We start from the raw sequence: 21006 nt of genomic DNA, 5'->3' as shown, positions 1-21006 counted from the left end.
TGACAGGCAGTTTTCTTAGTGCAGCTTTTAAAGGTTTTGGCTTTTTCTCATCATCTTGGCAAAGCGGGGAGGATAAGATGATATTCTGGAAAACGGTGTCAGTCGCCCAAAGCTGCAACCATCACTGCCTTAATCGTATGCATCCGGTTTTCCGCTTGGTCGAACACGATGCTGGCAGGGCTTTCGAATACTTCTTCCGTTACTTCTACACCGTTTAAGCCGAAGGTTTCATAAATCCATTCTCCGACTTTGGTTTCCCGATTGTGGAAGGCGGGTAGGCAGTGCATGAATTTGACCTTCGAGTTGCCCGATACCGCCATCAGCTCGGGGGTAACGCGGTAATCTTTCAATAAATCAATGCGTTCCTGCCATACTTCTTTTGGCTCGCCCATGCTGACCCATACGTCGGTATGGATAAAATCTGCGCCCTTAACAGCTTCTTTCGTGTTTTCGGTCAACAAAATCTTTCCGCCAGTTTCTTCGGCAACGGCGCGTGCGCGTGCAACGATGTTTTCAGACGGCCACAAGGTTTTCGGAGCGCCGATACGCACGTCCATGCCGAGCTTCGCGCCCAACACCAGCAGCGAATTCGCCATGTTGTAACGCGCATCGCCGATGTAGGCAAATGCGGTTTGGTTCAAAGGTTTGCCGCTGTGTTCACGCATGGTCAGCGCGTCGGCGAGCATTTGGGTCGGGTGGAACTCGTTGGTCAGACCGTTGAATACGGGCACGCCGGCGTATTTCGCCAATTCTTCGACAGTTTCCTGAGCGAAGCCGCGATATTCGATGCCGTCGTACATCCTGCCTAATACGCGGGCAGTGTCTTTGATGCTTTCCTTATGCCCGATTTGGCTGGCGGACGGCTCTAAATAAGTCACTCCCGCTCCTTGGTCGCGCGCGGCAACTTCAAACGCGCAGCGCGTCCGAGTAGAGGTTTTTTCAAAAATCAGGGCAATGTTTTTTCCTTTCATCCGCTGCGCTTCGCACCCTGCCTTTTTGGCGGCTTTCAATTCGGCGGCAAGGTCAAGGTAGGCGGTGATTTCTTCCGGTGTGAAGTCTAAGAGTTTCAGGAAATGGCGGTTTTTCAGGTTCATATTATCGTCTGCCTTGTATGGCGGATGGGGAGGATTCATTATACTGCCCGTTAAAAGGGGAGATTGGCAGAATATTATAATGCCGTCTGAAAAACTTTCAGACGGCATGGTTGCCAACCCCTTATATCACGGGGTTGCTCCGGTTAAACATTCACCGTTTCGGCCACTTCGTTGTAGCTGTCAATTTCGTTGAAGTTCATGTAGCGGTAAATTTGGTCACCTTGTTCGTTGATGATGCCGATGTTGGCTTGGTATTCTTCAACGGTCGGGATTTTGCCCAGTTTGGAGCAGATTGCCGCCAACTCAGCCGAGCCGAGGTAAACGAAGGTGTTTTTACCCAAACGGTTCGGGAAGTTGCGGGTCGAAGTGGACATGACGGTTGCGCCTTCGTGTACTTGGGCTTGGTTACCCATACACAATGAGCAACCCGGCATTTCCATACGCGCGCCGGCGCGACCGAGCACACCGTAGTGACCTTCGTCGGACAACTCTTTCGCGTCCATTTTGGTCGGCGGCGCAACCCACAAGCGGACGGGGATGTCGCTCTTGCCTTCCAAGAGTTTGGAAGCGGCGCGGAAGTGACCGATGTTGGTCATGCACGAACCGATGAACACTTCGTCGATTTTGGTGCCTGAGCGTTCAGACATGAAGCATACGTCGTCGGGGTCGTTCGGGCAGGCGATAATCGGCTCTTTGATGTCGTCCATATTGATTTCAATCACGGCGGCGTATTCGGCATCTTTATCCGCTTCAAGCAGCTCCGGATTCGCCAGCCATTTTTCCATGGCTTTGATACGGCGTTCCAAAGTGCGCGGATCTTGATAGCCGTTGGCAATCATGTTTTTCATCAATACGACGTTGGATTTCATGTACTCGATAATCGGCTCTTTGTTGAGCTTCACGGTACAGCCGGCGGCGGAGCGTTCGGCGGATGCGTCAGTCAATTCAAAGGCTTGTTCCACTTTCAAATCAGGCAGGCCTTCGATTTCGAGGATGCGGCCGGAGAAGATGTTTTTCTTACCGGCTTTGGCAACAGTAAGCAGACCTTGTTTAATCGCGTACAGCGGAATGGCGTTCACCAAATCGCGCAGGGTTACGCCCGGTTGCAGCTTGCCGCTGAAGCGTACCAATACAGACTCGGGCATATCGAGCGGCATTACGCCGGTGGCTGCTGCGAAAGCAACCAAGCCGGAACCGGCAGGGAAGGAAATACCGATAGGGAAACGGGTGTGGCTGTCGCCGCCGGTGCCGACGGTATCAGGCAACAGCAGGCGGTTGAGCCATGAGTGGATTACGCCGTCGCCCGGACGCAGAGATACGCCGCCACGGGTAGAAATAAAGGCGGGCAGTTCTTTATGGGTTCTGACATCGACAGGTTTCGGATAAGCCGCGGTGTGACAGAAAGACTGCATCACCATATCGGCGGAGAAGCCCAAACAAGCCAAGTCTTTCAACTCGTCGCGGGTCATCGGGCCGGTAGTGTCTTGCGAGCCGACAGTCGTCATGCGTGGTTCGCAATAAGTACCCGGGCGCACGCCTTGTCCTTCTGGCAGACCGCAGGCGCGACCGACCATTTTTTGTGCCAAGGTAAAACCGGCTTTGCTTTCGGCAGGCGCTTGAGGCAGACGGAATTCGGTAGAAGCAGGCAGTTTCAGTGCGTCGCGCGCTTTGGCGGTCAGACCGCGACCGATAATCAGGTTGATACGACCACCGGCTTGCACCTCGTCCAACAATACTTGTGATTTCAAGCTGAACTCGGCAACGGTTTCGCCGTTTTTCACGATTTTGCCTTCGTAAGGCAGAATGTCGACGACATCGCCCATTTTCAGCGCGGAAACATCGACTTCAATCGGCAATGCACCGGAATCTTCTTGAGTATTGAAGAAAATCGGTGCAATTTTGCCGCCCAAGCACACGCCGCCGAAGCGTTTGTTCGGTACGAACGGGATGTCTTCGCCGGTATGCCAAATGACGGAGTTGGTCGCAGATTTACGTGAAGAACCGGTACCGACCACGTCGCCGACGTAGGCAACGGGATGACCTTTAGCTTTGAGTTCTTCCAACAGTTTAATCGGACCAACTTCGCCCGGTTTATCGGGATTGATGCCGTCGCGCGGGTTTTTCAGCATGGCCAGCGCGTGCAGCGGAATATCGGGACGGCTCCACGCGTCAGGCGCGGGAGAGAGGTCGTCCGTATTGGTTTCGCCGTCAACTTTGAAGACGGTAACGGTGATTTTTTCGGGAACTTTGGCGCGTGAGGTAAACCATTCGGCATCCGCCCAAGATTGCAAAACTTCCTGAGCGTATTTGTTACCTTTTTCAGCTTTTTCCTGAACATCGTGGAAAGAATCGAACATCAGAAGCGTATGTTTCAAGCCTTTAGCAGCGATTGGCGCGAGTTTGTCGTCGTCCAAGAGTTCGATTAAGGCGTGAATGTTGTAACCGCCGAGCATCGTACCTAAGAGTTCGGTCGCATATTCGGGGGAAACCAACGGGCTGGATACGCTGCCTTCGGCAACGGCAGCCAGGAATGAGGCTTTGACTTTGGCGGCATCGTCCACACCGGGCGGAACACGGTGAGCAAGCAGTTCGACCAAGAACTCGCCTTCGCCTGCGGGCGGGTTTTTCAGCAGCTCGACCAAATCGGCGGTTTGCTGCGCGTTCAAAGGGAGGGGTGGGATACCGAGGGCGGCGCGCTCGGAGACGGCTTTGCGATAGGCTTCTAACATCTCTTTGTTCCTTTTTTCTGTTTTTTCTTCTGACCGTTGCAAATGATTTGCAATCAAAGAATTGTAAACAATCCTTTTGGGTATCATAGACCAGTTTTAACAAAAATGGAACTGTTATATTGCCCGATATAATAGAGCTTGACTATCTGTCGGTATGGACATGTCAATGAAAATGAATGCCGTCTGAAAAGAAGTTCAAACGGCATGTTTTTAACGTTTTTCCTGCCTCCGTATCAGCCAAACGGCGAGCAGGGCGAAGGCTATGGTGGGCAGTGCGCCGGCGAAGAAGGGCGGGACGCCGTAGAGTTGGCTGGTAAAACCGAAAAGCCGTCCGGCGAAGTGGAACAGCAAGCCTAAGCAGATGCCGCCGAAGAGTTTCAAACCCATATTGCCGTGGCGGGTGGTTTGCGGGGTGAAGGCGAAGGCGACGAGTGCCATCACCCAGGCGGCGACGGGGTAAACCAATTTGCGCCACCAGGCGATGGCGTAGATTTGGGTGTTTTGGTTGTTGTTTTCGAGGTGGCTGATGTAGGTGGTCAGTTCGCTGATGGACATTTGGTCGGGTTTGACGAGCAATACGTCCATCAGGTTGCGCTTGACGGCAATCGGCCAGGTTTCTTCGGCGGCGGTGGAGACTTCGACTTTGTCTTCGCCAAGTGTGCTGCGGCGGATGTTTTTCAACTGCCAACTGCCGTCGTTGTTTAAAACGGCGGATTCGGCTTCTGTTGCTTGCGTCAGCTCGTTTTTGTCGTTGCGCGCCCAAATTTTAATGCCCAGCAGGGTGTGGTCGGGCAGCATTTCACGCACGTTGATGATGCTGTTTTTTTCTTTCAGCCAAAGGCCGGTATTGCCGGTGCTGATTTTGCCGTTGATGGCGGCAGATTTGATGTTTTCAGCTTTTTGGCTGAGGACGGGGGCAATCCATTCGCCGAGTGCGGCGGTGGCGAGGGCAAAAATCAAACCGAACTGCGACAGAATCAACAGCAGCTTTTTGGTGCTCATGCCGCTGGCTTTGATAACGGTCAGCTCGCTGCCGGAAGCCAGTTGACTGAGGGAAATCAGGCCGCTGATCAAAACGGCAAGCGGCATCAGTTCATATGCGCGCGCGGGCATCTGCATGAGGACGTATTGCCCCAACTTTGCGCCGTTATAGCTGCCTTTTCCAAGATCGCCGACTTCGTTGATGATTTCAAAAAAGCTGTACAAAGCGAGGAAGGCAAGGAGGGCGTAAACCGCCATAACCGCCATTTGACGGATGATGTAACGTGAAATCAGGTTCATTTTCCGCCTTTCAATGTCAGACTTTTGGCAACCGCCTGCCAGAAGGGTTGGCTAGGCATACTACGCACGCGCAGCAGGACGACGGCAATCACAAACATGATGATGTGCATAGGCAGCAGTCCGAGCCAGAAATGGATTTTGCCGTCTTCCACGGCATTGCGCAGAAATGTCAGCCCGTTTTGGTAAACCAAAAACAAACCGATGGCAATCAGGATATTGTAGGTATGGCCGCTGCGCGGATTGAAATAGGAAAGCGGCACGGCAAGCAGGCACAGCAACAAAACGCTGACAGTCAACGAAATACGCCACATCAATTCCGCCTGGTGTTGGGGATTGCTGCTACCAATCAGTTGTGCGGTCGGAATGGTTCGGCGGTGTGAAACAGGGTCGATGAGTTTGGGCGTGGTGCTGATAATCAGGCTGAGGTGTTGGAAAGAAACGCGGTTGTAATCGGCTTTGCCGGGCGTACCGCTATAACGGTAGCCGTCGCGCAATTCAAGCGTGCGTTTGTTGTCGGTCAGCGAAAAATTGCCCTCTTTGGCGAAGATAATGTTGTCGTTGCCGTTTTTGTCCTGCTCGCGCAGGAACAGGTTTTTCATGATGCCGGATTCGGTATCGAAGGTTTCGACAAAATAAACCCTGCCGTTGCGCTTGCCCAAGTTATTGAACTCGCCGGCTTCCACCAAAGACAACTCCTGCTTCTGCTTCAAAATTTCGGCATATTCGCGGCTGCGCAACTCTGCCCACGGCATTACCCAAAGCTGCATGACGGCAATCAAAATGGCAAACGGCACGGCAAACTGCATGACCGGGCGTATCCATTGTTTCAATGCCAATCCGCAAGAGAGCCAAACCGACATTTCGCTGTCGCGCCAGTAGCGGGTCAATACGGTCAACGTACTGATAAATGCGGTCAACACCAGCAAAAGCGGGGTCATGCCGATGACCCAGAAGCCGACCAATGCCAACACGGCATCGATGGCGACGCGCCCGTCGGCGGCACGACCGAGCAGGTTGATTGCCTGCGTGGAGACCAACACCGCCAGGAGGACGACGAAAATGCCGACAGCGGTAAAGGAGAGTTCTTTGATGAAGTTTCTTTGATAAATCATAGAATCGCGGCTAGGAGCGGTAAGCGGTTCGGCGCAGGCGGATTGTCTGCGCAAGGTTTCAGACGACCTCTCAAATGGAGTACAATCTTTCCAACCGTTTTCAGACGACCTCTTGATGCAAAGGGTCGTCTGAAACTACCCGAAACCATCTCAATCAGGAGAATAAACGTGGAATTTAGCACAAAAGCCGGAACCTTGCAGCCGCAACAGGCAGGCGCACAGTTATTTGTCTGCACCGAAGCAGCGCAATTAAACCACCCGACCTCCCTTGCCCTTTTGTCTTCCCTTGAAGAAGGTCAAAATTTCGCCGACACCAAAATCCCGACGGACAACGGTTTGCAGGCAGTCGCCGTCGTCCGTCTCGAAAAAACCGACCGCGCCGCGCTGAACAAAGCCGCAGCCGAAGCCGCCAAATGGGCGCAAAATCAAGAAACGGTTAATGTGGACATCCATGCCTTCGATGAAGCGCAAGCGGCAGCCGTTGCCGAAGCGTTTGCGATTGCGTTCGGCAATGCTGCCTACCGTTTCGACCGCTACAAAAAAGAAGCAAAGCCCGCCAAATTCGCACAAGCCGTGTTCCACACCGCACACGAAGCCGCCGTCAAAGAAGCCCTGCGCGTCGCCGAAGCACAGGTTTACGGACAAAGCCTCTGCCGCGATTTGGGCAACGCCGCGCCCAACGAATGCACGCCCGAATTTTTAGCGCGCACAGCCAAAGCCGAAGCCGAAAAACTCGGTGCACACGCCAAAATCATCGAAAAAGACTACATCAAAGAAAACATGGGTTCGTTCTGGTCTGTCGCCAAAGGCAGCGTCGAAGACCCATATTTGGTCGAACTGAGCTATTTCGGTGCAGCCGACAAAGAAGCCGCCCCCGTCGTCTTGGTCGGCAAAGGCATTACCTTCGACACCGGCGGCATTTCCCTCAAACCCGGTCTGAACATGGACGAAATGAAGTTCGACATGTGCGGCGCGGCAACCGTCATCAGTACCTTCTGCGCCGCCGTCAAACTACAACTGCCGATCAACCTGATTGCCGTCGTCGCCACTTGTGAAAACATGCCTTCCGGCGCGGCCAACAAACCGGGCGATGTCGTGAAAAGCATGAAAGGCTTGACCATCGAAGTGTTGAACACCGATGCCGAAGGCCGTCTGATTTTGTGTGACGCGCTCACTTACGCCGAGCAGTTTAAACCCAAAGCTGTTATCGACGTCGCCACCCTGACCGGCGCGTGCATCATCGCCTTGGGTCATGATGTCAGCGGCGTGATGGGCAACGATCAGGATTTGGTCGACAGCCTGCTCGCTGCCTCCCGCAACGTGGACGACAAAGCATGGCAACTGCCGCTCTTTGAGACCTATAAAGACCAGCTCAAATCCAATTTTGCCGACATCCCTAATATTGGTACACCCGGTGCAGGCACGATTACCGCCGCCACCTTCCTGTCTTACTTCACCGAAGATTACCCGTGGGCACACCTCGACATCGCGGGTACGGCATGGAAATCCGGCAGCGAAAAAGGCGCGACCGGCCGCCCCGTTCCCTTGTTGCTGAACTATCTGCGTCATCTTTAATGGTATCATGATGCCGTCTGAAGCCTTTCAGACGGCATCATCCTGTCAAATACTCAAACAATATGCCGAAAGTTACCTTTTATACCCATGTTGACCAAATCCCCCTTTTTACCTGTCGGTTGATTGCGCGCGCCATCCGGGACGGGGGTAGGGTGCTGGTGTGGTCAGACTCGTTCGGGCAGGTTCAAGAATTGGACAAAACACTCTGGCAATATGAAGCGGAAAGTTTTGTTCCTCATGAAGTCTGGACAACAGAGTATCCGATGCCGACGGATACGCCGGTTTTGTTGGCGGCCGGCGATAGGATTCCCGAAATTGCGGAAAATATGACGGTTCTTAATTTATCGGATGATTTTTGGAATGCTGCGCCCGTATTGCCGGAACGTATCTTGGAAATCGTCGGCAGCAGCCTTGAGGAACTTGCCGAGGCACGTGGGCGTTTTGCCGCCTACCGTAAAAGCGGTTTCCACATCGAACACCACGGCATGGGTGGGAGGGGTTAATGCCATCTTGCCGCTATACTTACAAAATTTAAACAGCTTTGATTCTATTTGATTCAAACTCGGCTATAATCCCGTTTTTCCGACCTTATTAACAGCGAAGAGCTATTATGAACAAAATTTTCAAAATCAGCGCACTGACCCTTGCCGCCACTTTGGCACTTTCTGCCTGCGGCAAAAAAGAAACCGTACCCACATCATCCGCATCTGAGCCTGCCGCAGCTTCTGCCGCGCAGGGCGATACTTCTTCAATCGGCAATACCATGCAGCAGGCAAGCTATGCTATGGGTGTGGACATCGGACGCTCCCTGAAACAGATGAAGGAGCAGGGTGCGGAAATCGATTTGAAAGTCTTTACCGAAGCACTGCAGGCAATGTATGACGGCAAAGAAATCAAAATGACCGAAGAGCAGGCTCAGGAAGTGATGATGAAATTCCTGCAGGAGCAGCAGGCTAAAGCCGTAGAAAAACACAAGGCGGATGCGAAGGCCAACAAAGAAAAAGGCGAAGCCTTCCTGAAGGAAAATGCCGCCAAAGACGGTGTGAAGACCACTGCTTCCGGTTTGCAGTACAAAATCACCAAACAGGGTGAAGGTAAACAGCCGACAAAAGATGATATCGTTACTGTGGAATACGAAGGCCGCCTGATTGACGGTACCGTATTCGACAGCAGCAAAGCCAACGGCGGTCCGGCAACCTTCCCGTTAAGCCAAGTGATTCCGGGTTGGACCGAAGGCGTCCAACTCCTGAAAGAAGGCGGCGAAGCCACGTTCTACATTCCGTCCAACCTTGCTTACCGCGAACAGGGTGCGGGCGAAAAAATCGGTCCGAACTCCACTTTGGTATTTGATGTGAAACTGGTTAAGGTTGGTGCACCCGAAAATGCACCTGCCCAACAGCCGGCACAAGTCGACATCAAAAAAGTAAATTAAGTCCGAATCCATGCCCGAAACAGGTTTTCGGGCATTTTTACGGTCAATGCCGTCTGAATTGCGCATCAAGCGTAGGAAACAGACGGTGCATACTCCAAAAAGTACACCCATATGAAGAAGATCGTCATTCTGATTTCAGGGCGCGGCAGCAACATGCAAGCCATCGTCAATGCTGCCGTTCCAAATGTCCATATCGCTGCCGTGTTAAGCAACAGCGAAACGGCGGAAGGACTGAAATGGGCGGCTGGTCAGGGTATTCCGACCGACAGCCTGAATCATAAAAACTTTGAATCACGACTTGCCTTCGATACGGCCATGATGGAAAAAATCGATGCATATCAACCCGACTTGGTGGTTTTGGCAGGTTTTATGCGGATTCTGACCCCCGAGTTTTGCGCCCATTACGAAGGCAGGCTGATGAACATTCACCCGTCCATCCTTCCTTCGTTTACCGGGCTTCATACGCACGAACGCGCTTTGGAGGCAGGTTGCCGCGTTGCCGGCTGTACTATTCATTTTGTTACGGCCGAGCTGGATTGCGGCCCGATTGTATCGCAAGGGATTGTGCCGATACTTGATGGTGATACGGCAGACGATATTGCCGCACGGGTTTTAGCTGTCGAGCATAAACTTTACCCGAAAGCTGTTGCCGATTTTGCCGCCGGCCTCCTGAGCATCGAGGGTAACCGTGTGAAGAAAAAGGAAAGTGCGGATGCCGCTTGTTTCTTGCTGGCATGAACCGAAAGGGAGCAAATGATGAAACCTCTTAAAAATGTATTTTCAGCCGTCATTTTATCTGCCGCATTACCGTATGTGTATGCGGCAGAGCTGCCTCAGTCTGCCACGCTGCACTATTCGGGCAGTTACGGCATTCCTGCCACTATGGTGTTTACGCGCAGCGGCAACGGCTACAAAATCGTTTCGACGATCAAAGTGCCTTTGTACAATATCCGTTTCGAATCAGGAGGTACGGTTAGCGGCAATACACTGCATCCTGCCTACTACAAAGATATACGTGGCGGAAAACTATATGCGGAAGCCAAGTTCGCCGACGGTAGCGTAACTTACGGCAAAGCCGGAGAGAGTAAAACCGAGCCAAGCCCCAAGGCTATGGATTTATTCACATTGGCATGGCAGCTGGCGGCAAACGACGCGAAACTTCCCTCCGGTCTGAAAATTACCAACGGTAAAAAACTTTATCCCGTTGGCGGCCTGAATAAAACAGGCGTAGGCAGATACAGTATAGACGGTGTGGAAACCGAGATTGTCAAATATCGTGTCAAAAGGGGTGATGATACGGTAACTTATTTCTTTGCGCCGTCCCTGTATAATATTCCGGCACAAATCGGGTACAACGACGACGGCAAGACCTATACATTGAAACTCAAGTCGGCGCAAATCAACGGTCGGCCGGTCAGACAGTAGGCAGGCTTTAGAAGGAAGATTGCCGCCTTTTTTGGTTTTTTTGTATAGACCGCTTGGAATTGTTTACAATAATGCCATATAAACGGCGGTTTTAATGTTATTTTTAGGAACTCCATCATGCAGATTACATCAAAATGGATAGACGGGATGTGTTTTGTCGGTACGACTGAAGGCGGGCACAGTGTCGTTATGGAAGGTGCGGCGGCAGAAGGTGCGGTCAAGCGGGGACCCAGCCCGATGGAGATGCTGCTGTTGGGCGTGGCGGGTTGTTCGAGTATCGATGTTGTGATGATTGCCGAAAAACAGCGTCAGAAAGTTATTGACTGCCAGGCGACGGTAACGGCGAAACGGGCAGACGATGCGCCGCGCGTGTTTACTGAAATCCACATCCATTTCAAGGTAATCGGGCATGATTTGAAAGAATCGGCCATTGAGCGCGCCGTTCAGATGTCTGCCGAAAAATACTGTTCGGCTTCGATTATGTTGGGCAAAGCGGCAAAGATTACCCATAGTTTTGAAACTGTCGAGGCGGAGAAATAAGCATCAGACGGCATCATGAGGAAAATATCCGATGCCGTCTGAAAGGAAAAGGAATGGCGGATAAGTCAGAAGTGCATAAAAAAGCAGATATATTCAGGCTACACCCCCGAATATATCTGCTTGCTTCTTTCTCTCTCTACCAGCCTTTATAATACTTGGCTTTGTCTGCACATTGTGCAGCCTTGATTTAAGATTGTCAACAATTTTTAATTATATCTTAAGAAACTTTTGAAAGCGTGAAAATACGGGAGACATCATGAACCTTGAAAACGACAGCATTATCCATGCGCCCACAACTTCTTCCCTGATTCTTGAAGAGCGGCACGATTCGGAACTTTTCCGTGTTTACGCACGTATTTTGGACGGTATTACCGACCATGTGCTGCTTCCGGGTAAGAAGCTGACCGAATCCGAGCTTTGCCGTCAGATGGTGTGTTCGCGAAATACGGTTCGGGGTGCGTTGTCACTTTTGGCGCACGATAAGATTGTCGATTTACAGCCCAACAGGGGGGCGTTTGTTCATGTTCCCGACCTGAAGGAGATGCGTGATGTATTCAATGCGCGCATTGAGATGGAGACAATGATTTTAAACATACTTGCCGGGCTGCCTGATTTGGAAACCTTACTCAAACCGCTTTATGCGATGATAGAGCGCGAAGAGGAGGCATCCGGAAAAGGCGACCGCGTGGGTTGGAACCGCCTGTCCAATGCGTTTCATGTCGAACTGGCCCGGTTGTTGGGCAACGATGTGCTGTTTGATATTATGAACACGCTGTGCGCGCGATCTTCCCTGATTGTCGCCGTGGCGGGCGTGCACCGGAAGGAAAAGCACGCAATCAATACGCACACGCATTCCGAACATCGGGAAATCCTCGACCTGCTGCTGGCGGGTAAGCGGAACAGGGTGGTCAAGATTCTACGCAAACATTTGGGCAAATGCATGGAGCGTTTGGAAAAGACTTTGGAAGTTTAAGTTTTGGAACGGCCGGCCGTCTGAGTGTGTTCAGGCGGTTTTTTAATGGCAGTTCGGATGTCGTCTGAAATATGGATGCGGGTATTTACAATTTTCAGACGGCATTTTCAAGCCGAACATATTATGCGGCAATAAAGGAGAACAGGGGATGAACAGCCTGATGACGTTGCTTTCGGTATTGGTACCGATGTTCGCCGGATTTTTTATCCGTGTTCCCAAACCTTATCTGAGCGTGTTGGACAGAATGTTGTCGGTTTTGGTGTATGCCGTGCTTCTGCTAATCGGTGTATCGCTTGCACGTGTGGAAAACTTGGGTACGCAGTTGGACGATATCGCACTGACGACCTTATGGTTGTTTTTTTGTACGGTAGGGGCGAACCTGATTGTCTTGGCAGTTTTAGGAAAGTTATTTCCGTGGCGGCCGAATGGGAAAGGGAAGGGTGTTTCGGTCGGTGTGTCGGGCAGTGTGAGGCAGCTCGGATGCGTGGTGCTCGGTTTTGTGTCCGGTAAATTGATGCGCGATATTTGGATGCCGTCTGAAAACGCGGGCATGTATTGTCTGATGCTGCTGGTGTTCCTCATCGGCGTACAGCTCAAAAGCAGCGGCGTATCGTTGCGGCAGGTTTTGGTCAACCGCAGGGGGATTCGGCTGTCGGTCTGGTTTATGCTTTCATCTCTTTCAGGCGGGCTGCTGTTTGCCGCATCGGCAGACGGTGTGTCGTTGACGAAAGGTTTGGCGATGGCTTCCGGCTTCGGTTGGTATTCCCTCTCGGGTTTGGTCATGACCGAGGCTTACGGGGCGGTATGGGGCAGCATCATGCTGCTGAACGATTTGGCACGAGAGCTGTTTGCACTGGCATTTATTCCACTGCTGATGAAGCGTTTTCCAGATGCGGCGGTGGGAGTCGGAGGTGCGACCAGTATGGATTTCACATTGCCCGTGATTCAGGGTGCGGGTGGTTTGGAAGTCGTACCGGTAGCGGTCAGCTTCGGCGTGGTGGTCAATATCGCCGCCCCGTTTCTGATGGTGGTGTTTTCTACGCTGGGCTGAACGCGGTAAAATCCACATTCGTAGGAAATGAAATAAAAACATATGAAACTGAAAATTCAAAGGCACGGACAAATTTTGAGCCTTGTCCAAAAATATCAGTTTATGACGGTTGACGATCTTGCCGCCAGATTGGAAGTTACACCGCAGACGATACGCCGTGATATTCAGGAATTGAGCGAAAGCGGCAGGCTGAAGCGTTATCACGGCGGCGCATCATCAAACGGAAGCCTGTCAGACAGCCTGCCTTCAAACCGCCAGATTCAATGTCAAAATGAAAAAAATGCCATTGCCCGGCTGATTGCGGAACATATTCCTGACGAGTCATCATTGTTTGTCAGTATCGGTACGACCATGGAGGCAGTGGCATCGGAGCTGGTGAAGCGACGCAGCAGCCTGCGGATTATTACCAACAACATCCACGTCGCCTCCATCGTTTCGGCACGTACGGATTATACGGTCATTATCACTTCCGGAGTCGTCCGCCCTTTGGACGGCGGCATTACCGGCGTGGCGACCGTCGATTTCATCAACCAGTTCAAAGTCGATTATGCCGTGATGAGCACACACGGTGTGGAAAGCGACGGTTCGCTTTTGGATTACGATTACAAGGAAGTCAGCGTCATGCAGGCGATGATTGCCAACGCGCGCGTCCGCTTCCTGGGTGTCGATCATAGCAAATTCCGCAGCAACGCGTTGGTCCGGCTTGGCGACATTACGGCGTTTGACAAAGTATTTACCGACCGGTTGCCCGATACCGTCATGCAGAAGATGCTGAAAGAGGCAGGTGTGGAATGTTTGGTTTCCGATGCCGTCTGAACGCTATGTCAAAGCCTGCAAGTCGGGTACAATAAACACATTCCCAAACCGTTTCAGACGGTATTCCGATAACATTTATGCCGTCTGAAACCATCCATTTGAAGAAAACCATGCTCAATAAAGACCAATTCGCGGACAACCACTTCATCCGCACCCTCATCGAAGAAGACCTCAAAAGCGGCAAACACAATGCCATCCAAACCCGTTTCCCGCCAGAACCCAACGGCTACCTGCACATCGGCCACGCCAAATCCATCTGCCTGAACTTCGGTTTGGCTTATATTTACGACGGCTTGTGCAACCTGCGTTTTGACGATACCAATCCTGAAAAAGAAAACGACGAATACGTCAACGCCATCAAAGAAGACGTCGAGTGGTTGGGCTTCCATTGGGCGGGCGAGCCGCGTTTCGCTTCCAACTATTTCGATCAGCTCTATGATTACGCCGTCGGTTTAATCAAAGACGGCAAAGCGTATGTCGATGATTTGACGCCTGAAGAAATGCGCGAATACCGCGGTACGCTGACCGAAGCAGGCAAAAACAGCCCTTACCGCGACCGCAGCGTCGAAGAAAACCTCGACCTGTTCACGCGTATGAAAAACGGCGAGTTTCCCGATGGCAGCAAAACCCTGCGCCTGAAAATCGACATGGCATCAGGCAACATCAATATGCGCGACCCCGTCATCTACCGCATCCGCCGCGCCCATCACCACAACACTGGCGACAAATGGTGCATCTACCCGATGTACGACTACACGCATTGCATTTCCGATGCCATCGAAGGCATCACGCATTCCTTGTGCACACTCGAATTTGAAGCCCACCGTCCGCTGTATGACTGGGTGTTGGACAACATCCCCGCGCCGCACGCCACACGTCCGCGCCAATACGAGTTTTCCCGTTTGGAGCTTCTGTATTCCATCACGTCCAAACGCAAGCTGAACCAACTGGTTTCAGACGGCCACGTTTCCAGCTGGGACGATCCGCGTATGCCGACCATTTCCGGTATGCGCCGCCGCGGCTACACGCCCGAAGGCCTGCGTCTGTTTGCCAAACGCGCCGGTATTTCCAAATCTGAAAACATCGTCGATATGAGCGTATTGGAAGGTGCGATTCGCGAAGAGTTGGAAAACTCCGCTCCGCGCCTGATGGCAGTCTTGAACCCGCTCAAAGTAACACTGACCAACTTTGAAGCCGGCAAAACCCAAAGCCGCCGCGCCGCGTTCCATCCGAACCACGAGGAAATGGGCGAGCGCGAAATCCCCGTGTCCCAAACTATCTACATCGAAGCGGACGACTTTGCCGAAAATCCGCCTAAAGGCTTCAAGCGCCTGATTCCCGGCGGCGAAGTGCGTTTGCGTCACGGCTATGTGATTAAGTGCGATGAAGTCGTAAAAGACGAGGCAGGCAATGTGGTCGAACTCAAATGCAGCATCGACCACGACACCTTGGGCAAAAATCCAGAAGGCCGTAAAGTTAAAGGCGTGATTCACTGGGTGTCCGCCGAACATGCAGCCGAAATCAAAGTCCGCCTGTACGACCGCCTCTTTACCGTCGAGCGTCCCGATGCCGTACGCGGCGAAGACGGCGAATACCTGCCGTTTACCGATTTCCTTAATCCTGAATCCATCAAGGAAATCACCGCTTACGCCGAACCTGTCGCAAAAGATTTGCCGGCAGAAAGCCGTTGGCAGTTCGAGCGTATCGGCTATTTTGTTACCGACCGCAAAGACCACAGCAAAGACACGCCGGTGTTTAACCGCACGGTCACGCTGAAAGATTCTTGGCAGCCTAAGTAAAACCTCATCCTTGCCGTCTGAATATTGTTCGGACGGCATTTCTCCTTTACCCGCGAAATGCGGCACATTCGGCACACCGGAAAGGAAACATGATGAAAGTCCTCTTTATCGCCGACCCTATGGCAAGTTTCAAAACTTACAAAGACACTACCTACGCCATGATGCGCGAGATGGCAAAACGCGGCTGGCAACTGTTTCACACATTGAGCGGGGAATTGTCTGTAAACGGCGGTTTGGTAACGGCACAGGCATCGGCATTTGAATTTTTGGGTGCAAAAGCCGATGATGATCATGCGTGGTTCGAATCCGCTGGGAAAGTTCAGACGGCATTAAAAGAATTTGATGCCGTCATTATGCGCACCGATCCGCCGTTCGATATGCAATACCTCTACGCCACACAGCTTCTGACGCTGGCGGAGCAACAGGGCGCGAAGGTCTTTAACAGCGGACAGGCGATGCGTGACTTCAATGAAAAACTGGCGATTTTGAATTTCAGCCGGTTCACTGCGCCTACGCTGGTAACGACCCGTTCTGCCGATGTCCGCGCATTTTTGAAAGAACACAGCGACATCATCATCAAACCGCTCGACGGCATGGGCGGTATGGGCATTTTCCGCCTGACCGAAAAAGACCCTAACATCGGCAGCATCCTCGAAACCCTGATGCAGCTTGATTCCCGCACCATCATGGCGCAACGCTACCTTCCCGAAATCGTACACGGTGACAAGCGCATCCTGATTATCGGTGGAGAAGTCGTCCCCTATGCTTTGGCGCGTATTCCTCAAAACGGCGAAACACGCGGCAATCTGGCGGCAGGAGGGCGCGGCGTGGCGCAGGAATTGAGCGAACGCGACCGAGAAATTGCAGAGACTCTGGCTCCCGAGCTTAAACGGCGAGGCATCCTGCTTGCCGGTTTGGACGTTATCGGAAGCAACTTGACCGAAGTCAACGTAACCAGCCCGACCGGATTCCAAGAAATCATGAAACAAAAAGGTTTCGATGTGGCAGCAGTGTTTGCAGATGCCGTTGCCGAGTGGTCTGTACATTAAAAACCATGCCGTCTGAAATGTTTTCCTGTTTTCAGACGGCATTTTTGAAAAGATTTTTATGAAACCGTCTTCTTATGCGACTAGTAAAAAAGGCAAAAGCGGCATCAGGCGCATCATCAACGCTTTCGACTACTCTATAGACGGCATCGCCGCCGCCTACCGTTATGAGGCTGCATTCCGTCAGGTTTTGTGGCTGAACGTGCTGCTGGTGTGCGCGGCATTTTTTTGGGTTTCCGAAACGTCCCTCCGCCTGCCGTTGGTTATCGCGTCTTTTGTATCGGTCATTGTCGAATTGGTCAATACCGCCATTGAAGCCGCCGTCGATCATACGTCGACTGAGAGGCACGAACTGGCCAAACGTGCCAAAGATGCAGGTTCTGCCGCACAACTGGTTGCCATGCTGATGTTGGCGGCGGTTTGGCTGCCTGTCCTTTTTGGATAAAATACTTGCGGCAGGTTTTATAATCATTTAGGATTAGTATGTAGTATTTATTATTCGCTTAATCTATATCAAATTTCCGAACGGTATTTGTCTGTAAGATGAGCGCATCCTCGTTTGACATTTAAGGAGTAGAAAGATGAAAAAACTATTGGCAGCCGTAATGATGGCAGGTTTGGCAGGAGCGGCTTCCGCGGCGGGCGTTCATGTTGAAGACGGCTGGGCGCGTGCCACCGTCGAAGGTATGAAAATGGGCGGAGCGTTCATGAAAATCCACAACGACGAAGCCAAACAAGACTTTCTGCTCGGCGGAAGCAGCCCTGTTGCCGAACGTGTCGAAGTGCATACCCATATCAATGATAACGGCGTGATGCGTATGCGCGAAGTCAAAGGCGGCGTGCCTTTGGATGCGAAGTCCGTTACCGAACTCAAACCCGGCAGCTATCATGTCATGTTTATGGGTTTGAAAAAACAATTAAAAGAGGGTGAGAAAATTCCCGTTACCCTGAAATTCAAAAATGCCAAGGCGCAAACCGTACAATTGGAAATCAAAACCGCGCCTATGCCGGCAATGGACCACGATCATCACCACGGCGAAGCGCATCAACACTGATTGTCTAATATATCCGAATGCCGTCTGAAGGAATGTCCCTTTCCTTCAGACGGCATTTTTATACCTGTTGGCAAAGTATGTTAGAATATGCCTTTAAAAACCGCCGTTTCCAACCATATTCTACGCATGAATACGACAGCAAACACCACCAATATCATCGTCGGACTCTCTGGCGGTGTCGATTCTTCCGTAACCGCCGCCCTACTCAAGCAGCAGGGTTATCAAGTGCGCGGTGTATTCATGCAAAACTGGGAGGATGACGACAATGACGAATATTGCAGCATTAAACAGGATTCGTTCGATGCGATCGCCGTTGCCGATATTGTCGGTATCGATATCGACATCGTTAATTTCGCCGCGCAATATAAAGACAAAGTCTTTGCTTATTTTCTTCAGGAATACAGTGCGGGGCGCACGCCGAATCCGGATGTGTTGTGCAATGCCGAAATCAAATTCAAATGCTTTTTGGACTATGCCATAGAGCAGGGAGCCGATATCATCGCCACCGGACACTATGCGCGCAAAGAAGTCCGCAATGGCGTGCATTACCTGCTCAAAGGTTTGGATCAAAACAAAGACCAAAGCTATTTCCTCTACCGCCTCAAGCCTTTCCAACTCGAGCGCGCGATTTTTCCGTTGGGCGGTTTGGAAAAACCCGAAGTCCGCCGCCTTGCCGCCGAATTTAATTTGCCGACTGCCGCTAAAAAAGACAGCACCGGCATCTGTTTCATCGGCGAGCGTCCGTTCCGCGAGTTCCTGCAGAAATACCTGCCGACCGACAACGGCAAAATGGTGACACCCGAAGGGAAAACCGTCGGCGAACACGTCGGGCTGATGTTTTACACGCTCGGACAGCGCAAAGGATTGGGCATCGGCGGCGCGGGTGAGCCGTGGTTTGTCGCCGCGAAGGATTTGACGAAAAATGAACTCATCGTCGTACAAGGTCATGACCATCCGCTGCTCTATACCCGCAGCCTCGTCATGAATGATTTGAGTTTTACGCTGCCCGAGCGTCCGAAAGAAGGGCGCTACACCTGCAAAACCCGCTACCGCATGGCGGACGCGCCGTGTGAATTGCGTTATCTAGACGATGAAACGGTCGAGCTGGTGTTTGACGAACCGCAATGGGCGGTCACGCCCGGTCAATCCGCTGTGCTGTATGAGGGTGATGTCTGCTTGGGCGGCGGCATCATCCAATCAACCGACAAGCCTGTCATCATCACGCGATAAAGGTAATGCCGTCTGAAACGGTTTTCAGACGGCATAGTTCTGCTTCATTTTACTCTAAAAGACCGAAAATTATGGAAAAAATCTGGTTAGACAGTTACGAACAGGGTGTGAATGCCGAAATCGACATCACGCAATACGGTTCCGTCAGCGATGTATTTTGCCAAAGTGTCAGGAAATTTGCCGGTCAACCTGCTTTTCAAAACATGGGCAAGACGCTGACTTATGCCGAAACCGGCAAACTGGCAACAGATTTTGCTTCTTATCTGCAAAACGTCCTTAAATTGCCTCGAGGAGAGCGTGTGGCAATAATGTTGCCCAATGTACTGCAATATCCGGTTGCGCTTTTTGGTATTTTGCAGGCAGGTTTGGTGGCGGTGAACACCAATCCGCTCTATACCCCGCGCGAGCTGGAGCATCAGTTGAAAGACAGCGGCGCGACCGCCATCATCGTTTTGGAAAATTTCGCCAACACGTTGGAGCTGGTGTTGCCGCGCACGCAGATCAAACACGTCATCGTCGCCTCCGTCGGTGAAATGTTCGGGCTGCTTAAAGGTTCGCTGATCAATTTCATCATCCGAAAAATCAAGAAAATGGTTCCCGAATACCGTATTCGGGAAACCGTTTCCTTTCAGACGGCATTGAAAGAGGGGGCGAAGCACGTTTTCCAACCTGTCGCATTAAACCGCGAAGATACCGCGCTGTTGCAATACACGGGCGGCACGACAGGTGTTGCCAAAGGGGCGGTGCTGAGTCACGGCAATATCTGCGCCAATATGCTTCAGGCAAAAGAATGGATTAAAAACCAGTTGCGTGAGGGAAAAGAAACCGTTATCGCCGCCTTGCCGCTGTACCATATTTTTGCCTTAACCGTGAATCTGATGATTTTTGCCAATGCAGGTTCAAAAATTGTCCTGATTACCAACCCGCGCGATATGAAAGGCTTTATCGGAGAACTGAAAAAACAGCGGATTAATGTATTTATCGGCGTAAACACACTGTTTAACGCGATGGTTAACCGTCCTGATTTTGCCGAAGTCGATTTTTCAGGATTGCGGCTGACTTTGGGCGGCGGTATGGCGACCCAAAAAGCCGTTGCCGAAAAATGGAAAAAAATTACCGGTACGCCTATTGTCGAAGCCTACGGTTTGACCGAAGCCAGCCCCGGCGTGTGCTGCAACCCGCTCAATATCGAAGCATACAGCGGCGGTATCGGACTACCCGTTCCCTCTACCGAAGTCGAACTGCGCGATGCGGACGGCAAAGAAGTTGCCGTCGGACAGCCGGGCGAACTTTGGGTGCGCGGCCCGCAAGTCATGAAAGGCTATTGGAACCGTCCCGAAGAAACCGCCAAAGCCATAGACGCGCGCGGTTTCTTGGAAACCGGCGATATTGCCGTCATGGACGAAAAAGGCTGGTTAAAGCTGGTTGACCGTAAGAAAGACCTCATTGTTGTTTCCGGTTTTAATGTTTATCCGAACGAAATCGAAGAGGTAATCGCACACAACGACAAAGTCATGGAAGTTGCCTGTATCGGCGTTCCCGACGAAAAAACCGGAGAAGCTCTCAAAGTGTTTGTCGTCAGAAAAGACCCGTCTTTGACGAAAGAAGAACTTATCGCCTTTTGCCGTACCGGGCTGACCGCATATAAAGTTCCGAAAAACATTGAATTCCGTGAGGAACTGCCCAAATCCAACGTCGGTAAAATCCTGCGTCGCGAGTTACGGCAAAGTGTCGGAAAATAAAGAAAATATGCCGTCTGAAAATATCCGGTTGCCGTTGAAACGGTATTCGTTTGTTTGCCAGAACCAAGTGCTTCAAGTTAAAATCACACATTCCAACATGGGTATT

Annotated in this window: 19 protein-coding genes; 15 read left to right on the top strand and 4 right to left on the bottom strand. The window is 51.6% G+C overall.

The features are described from left to right. Positions 1-98: 98 nt before the first annotated feature. From argF to lptF, 4 genes are all read right to left on the bottom strand, one after another. Positions 99-1094, bottom strand: coding sequence for an ornithine carbamoyltransferase (gene argF, locus BBW69_RS06655; protein ID WP_188210855.1), 996 nt, complete (start codon positions 1092-1094; stop codon positions 99-101). Between the two features lie 143 nt (positions 1095-1237). Next, the gene (gene acnB / locus BBW69_RS06650; RefSeq protein WP_188210816.1) at positions 1238-3823 is read right to left on the bottom strand and encodes a bifunctional aconitate hydratase 2/2-methylisocitrate dehydratase; all 2586 of its coding nucleotides are present in this window, start codon (positions 3821-3823) and stop codon (positions 1238-1240) included. Between the two features lie 210 nt (positions 3824-4033). After that, a complete protein-coding gene (gene lptG, locus BBW69_RS06645) occupies positions 4034-5104 on the bottom strand; it encodes an LPS export ABC transporter permease LptG (RefSeq protein ID WP_188210815.1) in 1071 nt (356 codons plus the stop codon). Further along, on the bottom strand, positions 5101-6216 hold the full coding sequence (gene lptF, locus BBW69_RS06640) for an LPS export ABC transporter permease LptF (protein WP_188210814.1): 1116 nt from the start codon (positions 6214-6216) through the stop codon (positions 5101-5103). Before lptF ends, lptG begins: the two co-directional genes overlap by 4 nt. 168 nt (positions 6217-6384) lie before the next feature. On the opposite strand from lptF, the gene BBW69_RS06635 reads away from it, so the two are divergent. From BBW69_RS06635 to BBW69_RS06565, 15 genes are all read left to right on the top strand, one after another. Continuing rightward, positions 6385-7791, top strand: a complete 1407-nt coding sequence (locus BBW69_RS06635) for a leucyl aminopeptidase (RefSeq protein ID WP_188210813.1) — start codon at positions 6385-6387, stop codon at positions 7789-7791. Positions 7792-7853: 62 nt separating this feature from the next. Continuing rightward, entirely contained in the window at positions 7854-8294 is a 441-nt protein-coding gene (locus BBW69_RS06630; protein ID WP_188210812.1) for a DNA polymerase III subunit chi, read from the top strand. A gap of 107 nt (positions 8295-8401) precedes the next feature. Next, positions 8402-9223: an FKBP-type peptidyl-prolyl cis-trans isomerase gene (locus tag BBW69_RS06625; protein WP_188210811.1), complete on the top strand. Its 822-nt coding sequence runs from the start codon at positions 8402-8404 to the stop codon at positions 9221-9223. Between the two features lie 111 nt (positions 9224-9334). Further along, complete coding sequence (gene purN, locus BBW69_RS06620; protein WP_003674877.1) at positions 9335-9961, top strand: phosphoribosylglycinamide formyltransferase; 627 nt, start codon at positions 9335-9337, stop codon at positions 9959-9961. Between the two features lie 15 nt (positions 9962-9976). Continuing rightward, positions 9977-10648, top strand: coding sequence for a DUF3108 domain-containing protein (locus BBW69_RS06615; protein ID WP_188210810.1), 672 nt, complete (start codon positions 9977-9979; stop codon positions 10646-10648). Between the two features lie 117 nt (positions 10649-10765). Further along, positions 10766-11188 (top strand): OsmC family protein, encoded by a 423-nt coding sequence (locus BBW69_RS06610; RefSeq protein WP_107996571.1) that lies wholly within the window; start codon positions 10766-10768, stop codon positions 11186-11188. A gap of 256 nt (positions 11189-11444) precedes the next feature. Then, positions 11445-12161: a GntR family transcriptional regulator gene (locus tag BBW69_RS06605; RefSeq protein WP_003674870.1), complete on the top strand. Its 717-nt coding sequence runs from the start codon at positions 11445-11447 to the stop codon at positions 12159-12161. A gap of 148 nt (positions 12162-12309) precedes the next feature. Next, a complete protein-coding gene (locus tag BBW69_RS06600; protein ID WP_188210809.1) occupies positions 12310-13212 on the top strand; it encodes a lysine exporter LysO family protein in 903 nt (300 codons plus the stop codon). Between the two features lie 42 nt (positions 13213-13254). Continuing rightward, positions 13255-14028: a DeoR/GlpR family DNA-binding transcription regulator gene (locus tag BBW69_RS06595; RefSeq protein ID WP_188210808.1), complete on the top strand. Its 774-nt coding sequence runs from the start codon at positions 13255-13257 to the stop codon at positions 14026-14028. A 110-nt stretch (positions 14029-14138) separates the two neighbouring features. Further along, positions 14139-15827, top strand: a complete 1689-nt coding sequence (locus tag BBW69_RS06590; protein WP_188210854.1) for a glutamine--tRNA ligase/YqeY domain fusion protein — start codon at positions 14139-14141, stop codon at positions 15825-15827. 92 nt (positions 15828-15919) lie between these two features. Next, positions 15920-16876, top strand: a complete 957-nt coding sequence (gene gshB, locus BBW69_RS06585; RefSeq protein ID WP_188210853.1) for a glutathione synthase — start codon at positions 15920-15922, stop codon at positions 16874-16876. A 58-nt stretch (positions 16877-16934) separates the two neighbouring features. Next, on the top strand, positions 16935-17318 hold the full coding sequence (locus BBW69_RS06580; RefSeq protein ID WP_188210807.1) for a diacylglycerol kinase: 384 nt from the start codon (positions 16935-16937) through the stop codon (positions 17316-17318). Positions 17319-17454: 136 nt separating this feature from the next. Beyond that, positions 17455-17928 carry a copper chaperone PCu(A)C gene (locus BBW69_RS06575; protein ID WP_003674857.1) on the top strand — a complete coding sequence of 158 codons (474 nt, stop codon included), beginning with the start codon at positions 17455-17457 and terminating at the stop codon, positions 17926-17928. A gap of 126 nt (positions 17929-18054) precedes the next feature. Next, a complete protein-coding gene (mnmA, locus tag BBW69_RS06570) occupies positions 18055-19158 on the top strand; it encodes a tRNA 2-thiouridine(34) synthase MnmA (protein ID WP_188210852.1) in 1104 nt (367 codons plus the stop codon). 71 nt (positions 19159-19229) lie between these two features. Further along, positions 19230-20900, top strand: coding sequence for an AMP-binding protein (locus BBW69_RS06565; protein ID WP_188210806.1), 1671 nt, complete (start codon positions 19230-19232; stop codon positions 20898-20900). The last annotated feature ends 106 nt before the right edge of the window (positions 20901-21006 follow it).

The organism is Neisseria sp. RH3002v2f (genome assembly GCF_014596375.1).
Taxonomy (GTDB): domain Bacteria; phylum Pseudomonadota; class Gammaproteobacteria; order Burkholderiales; family Neisseriaceae; genus Neisseria; species Neisseria cinerea.
The sequence above is the reverse complement of the archived record's forward strand: the minus strand, read 5'-3'. Positions and strand labels throughout refer to the sequence as shown.

What these genes read in the sequence shown, in the direction of transcription:
- purN (WP_003674877.1), top strand. Translation starts at nt 9,335, where the DNA reads ATGAAGAAGATCGTCATTCTGATTTCAGGGCGCGGCAGCAACATGCAA.
- BBW69_RS06590 (WP_188210854.1), top strand. Translation starts at nt 14,139, where the DNA reads ATGCTCAATAAAGACCAATTCGCGGACAACCACTTCATCCGCACCCTC.
- BBW69_RS06610 (WP_107996571.1), top strand. Translation starts at nt 10,766, where the DNA reads ATGCAGATTACATCAAAATGGATAGACGGGATGTGTTTTGTCGGTACG.
- gshB (WP_188210853.1), top strand. Translation starts at nt 15,920, where the DNA reads ATGAAAGTCCTCTTTATCGCCGACCCTATGGCAAGTTTCAAAACTTAC.
- BBW69_RS06565 (WP_188210806.1), top strand. Translation starts at nt 19,230, where the DNA reads ATGGAAAAAATCTGGTTAGACAGTTACGAACAGGGTGTGAATGCCGAA.
- lptG (WP_188210815.1), bottom strand. Translation starts at nt 5,104, where the DNA reads ATGAACCTGATTTCACGTTACATCATCCGTCAAATGGCGGTTATGGCG.
- lptF (WP_188210814.1), bottom strand. Translation starts at nt 6,216, where the DNA reads ATGATTTATCAAAGAAACTTCATCAAAGAACTCTCCTTTACCGCTGTC.
- BBW69_RS06615 (WP_188210810.1), top strand. Translation starts at nt 9,977, where the DNA reads ATGATGAAACCTCTTAAAAATGTATTTTCAGCCGTCATTTTATCTGCC.
- mnmA (WP_188210852.1), top strand. Translation starts at nt 18,055, where the DNA reads ATGAATACGACAGCAAACACCACCAATATCATCGTCGGACTCTCTGGC.
- BBW69_RS06630 (WP_188210812.1), top strand. Translation starts at nt 7,854, where the DNA reads ATGCCGAAAGTTACCTTTTATACCCATGTTGACCAAATCCCCCTTTTT.
- BBW69_RS06600 (WP_188210809.1), top strand. Translation starts at nt 12,310, where the DNA reads ATGAACAGCCTGATGACGTTGCTTTCGGTATTGGTACCGATGTTCGCC.
- argF (WP_188210855.1), bottom strand. Translation starts at nt 1,094, where the DNA reads ATGAACCTGAAAAACCGCCATTTCCTGAAACTCTTAGACTTCACACCG.
- BBW69_RS06625 (WP_188210811.1), top strand. Translation starts at nt 8,402, where the DNA reads ATGAACAAAATTTTCAAAATCAGCGCACTGACCCTTGCCGCCACTTTG.
- BBW69_RS06575 (WP_003674857.1), top strand. Translation starts at nt 17,455, where the DNA reads ATGAAAAAACTATTGGCAGCCGTAATGATGGCAGGTTTGGCAGGAGCG.
- BBW69_RS06580 (WP_188210807.1), top strand. Translation starts at nt 16,935, where the DNA reads ATGAAACCGTCTTCTTATGCGACTAGTAAAAAAGGCAAAAGCGGCATC.
- acnB (WP_188210816.1), bottom strand. Translation starts at nt 3,823, where the DNA reads ATGTTAGAAGCCTATCGCAAAGCCGTCTCCGAGCGCGCCGCCCTCGGT.
- BBW69_RS06595 (WP_188210808.1), top strand. Translation starts at nt 13,255, where the DNA reads ATGAAACTGAAAATTCAAAGGCACGGACAAATTTTGAGCCTTGTCCAA.
- BBW69_RS06605 (WP_003674870.1), top strand. Translation starts at nt 11,445, where the DNA reads ATGAACCTTGAAAACGACAGCATTATCCATGCGCCCACAACTTCTTCC.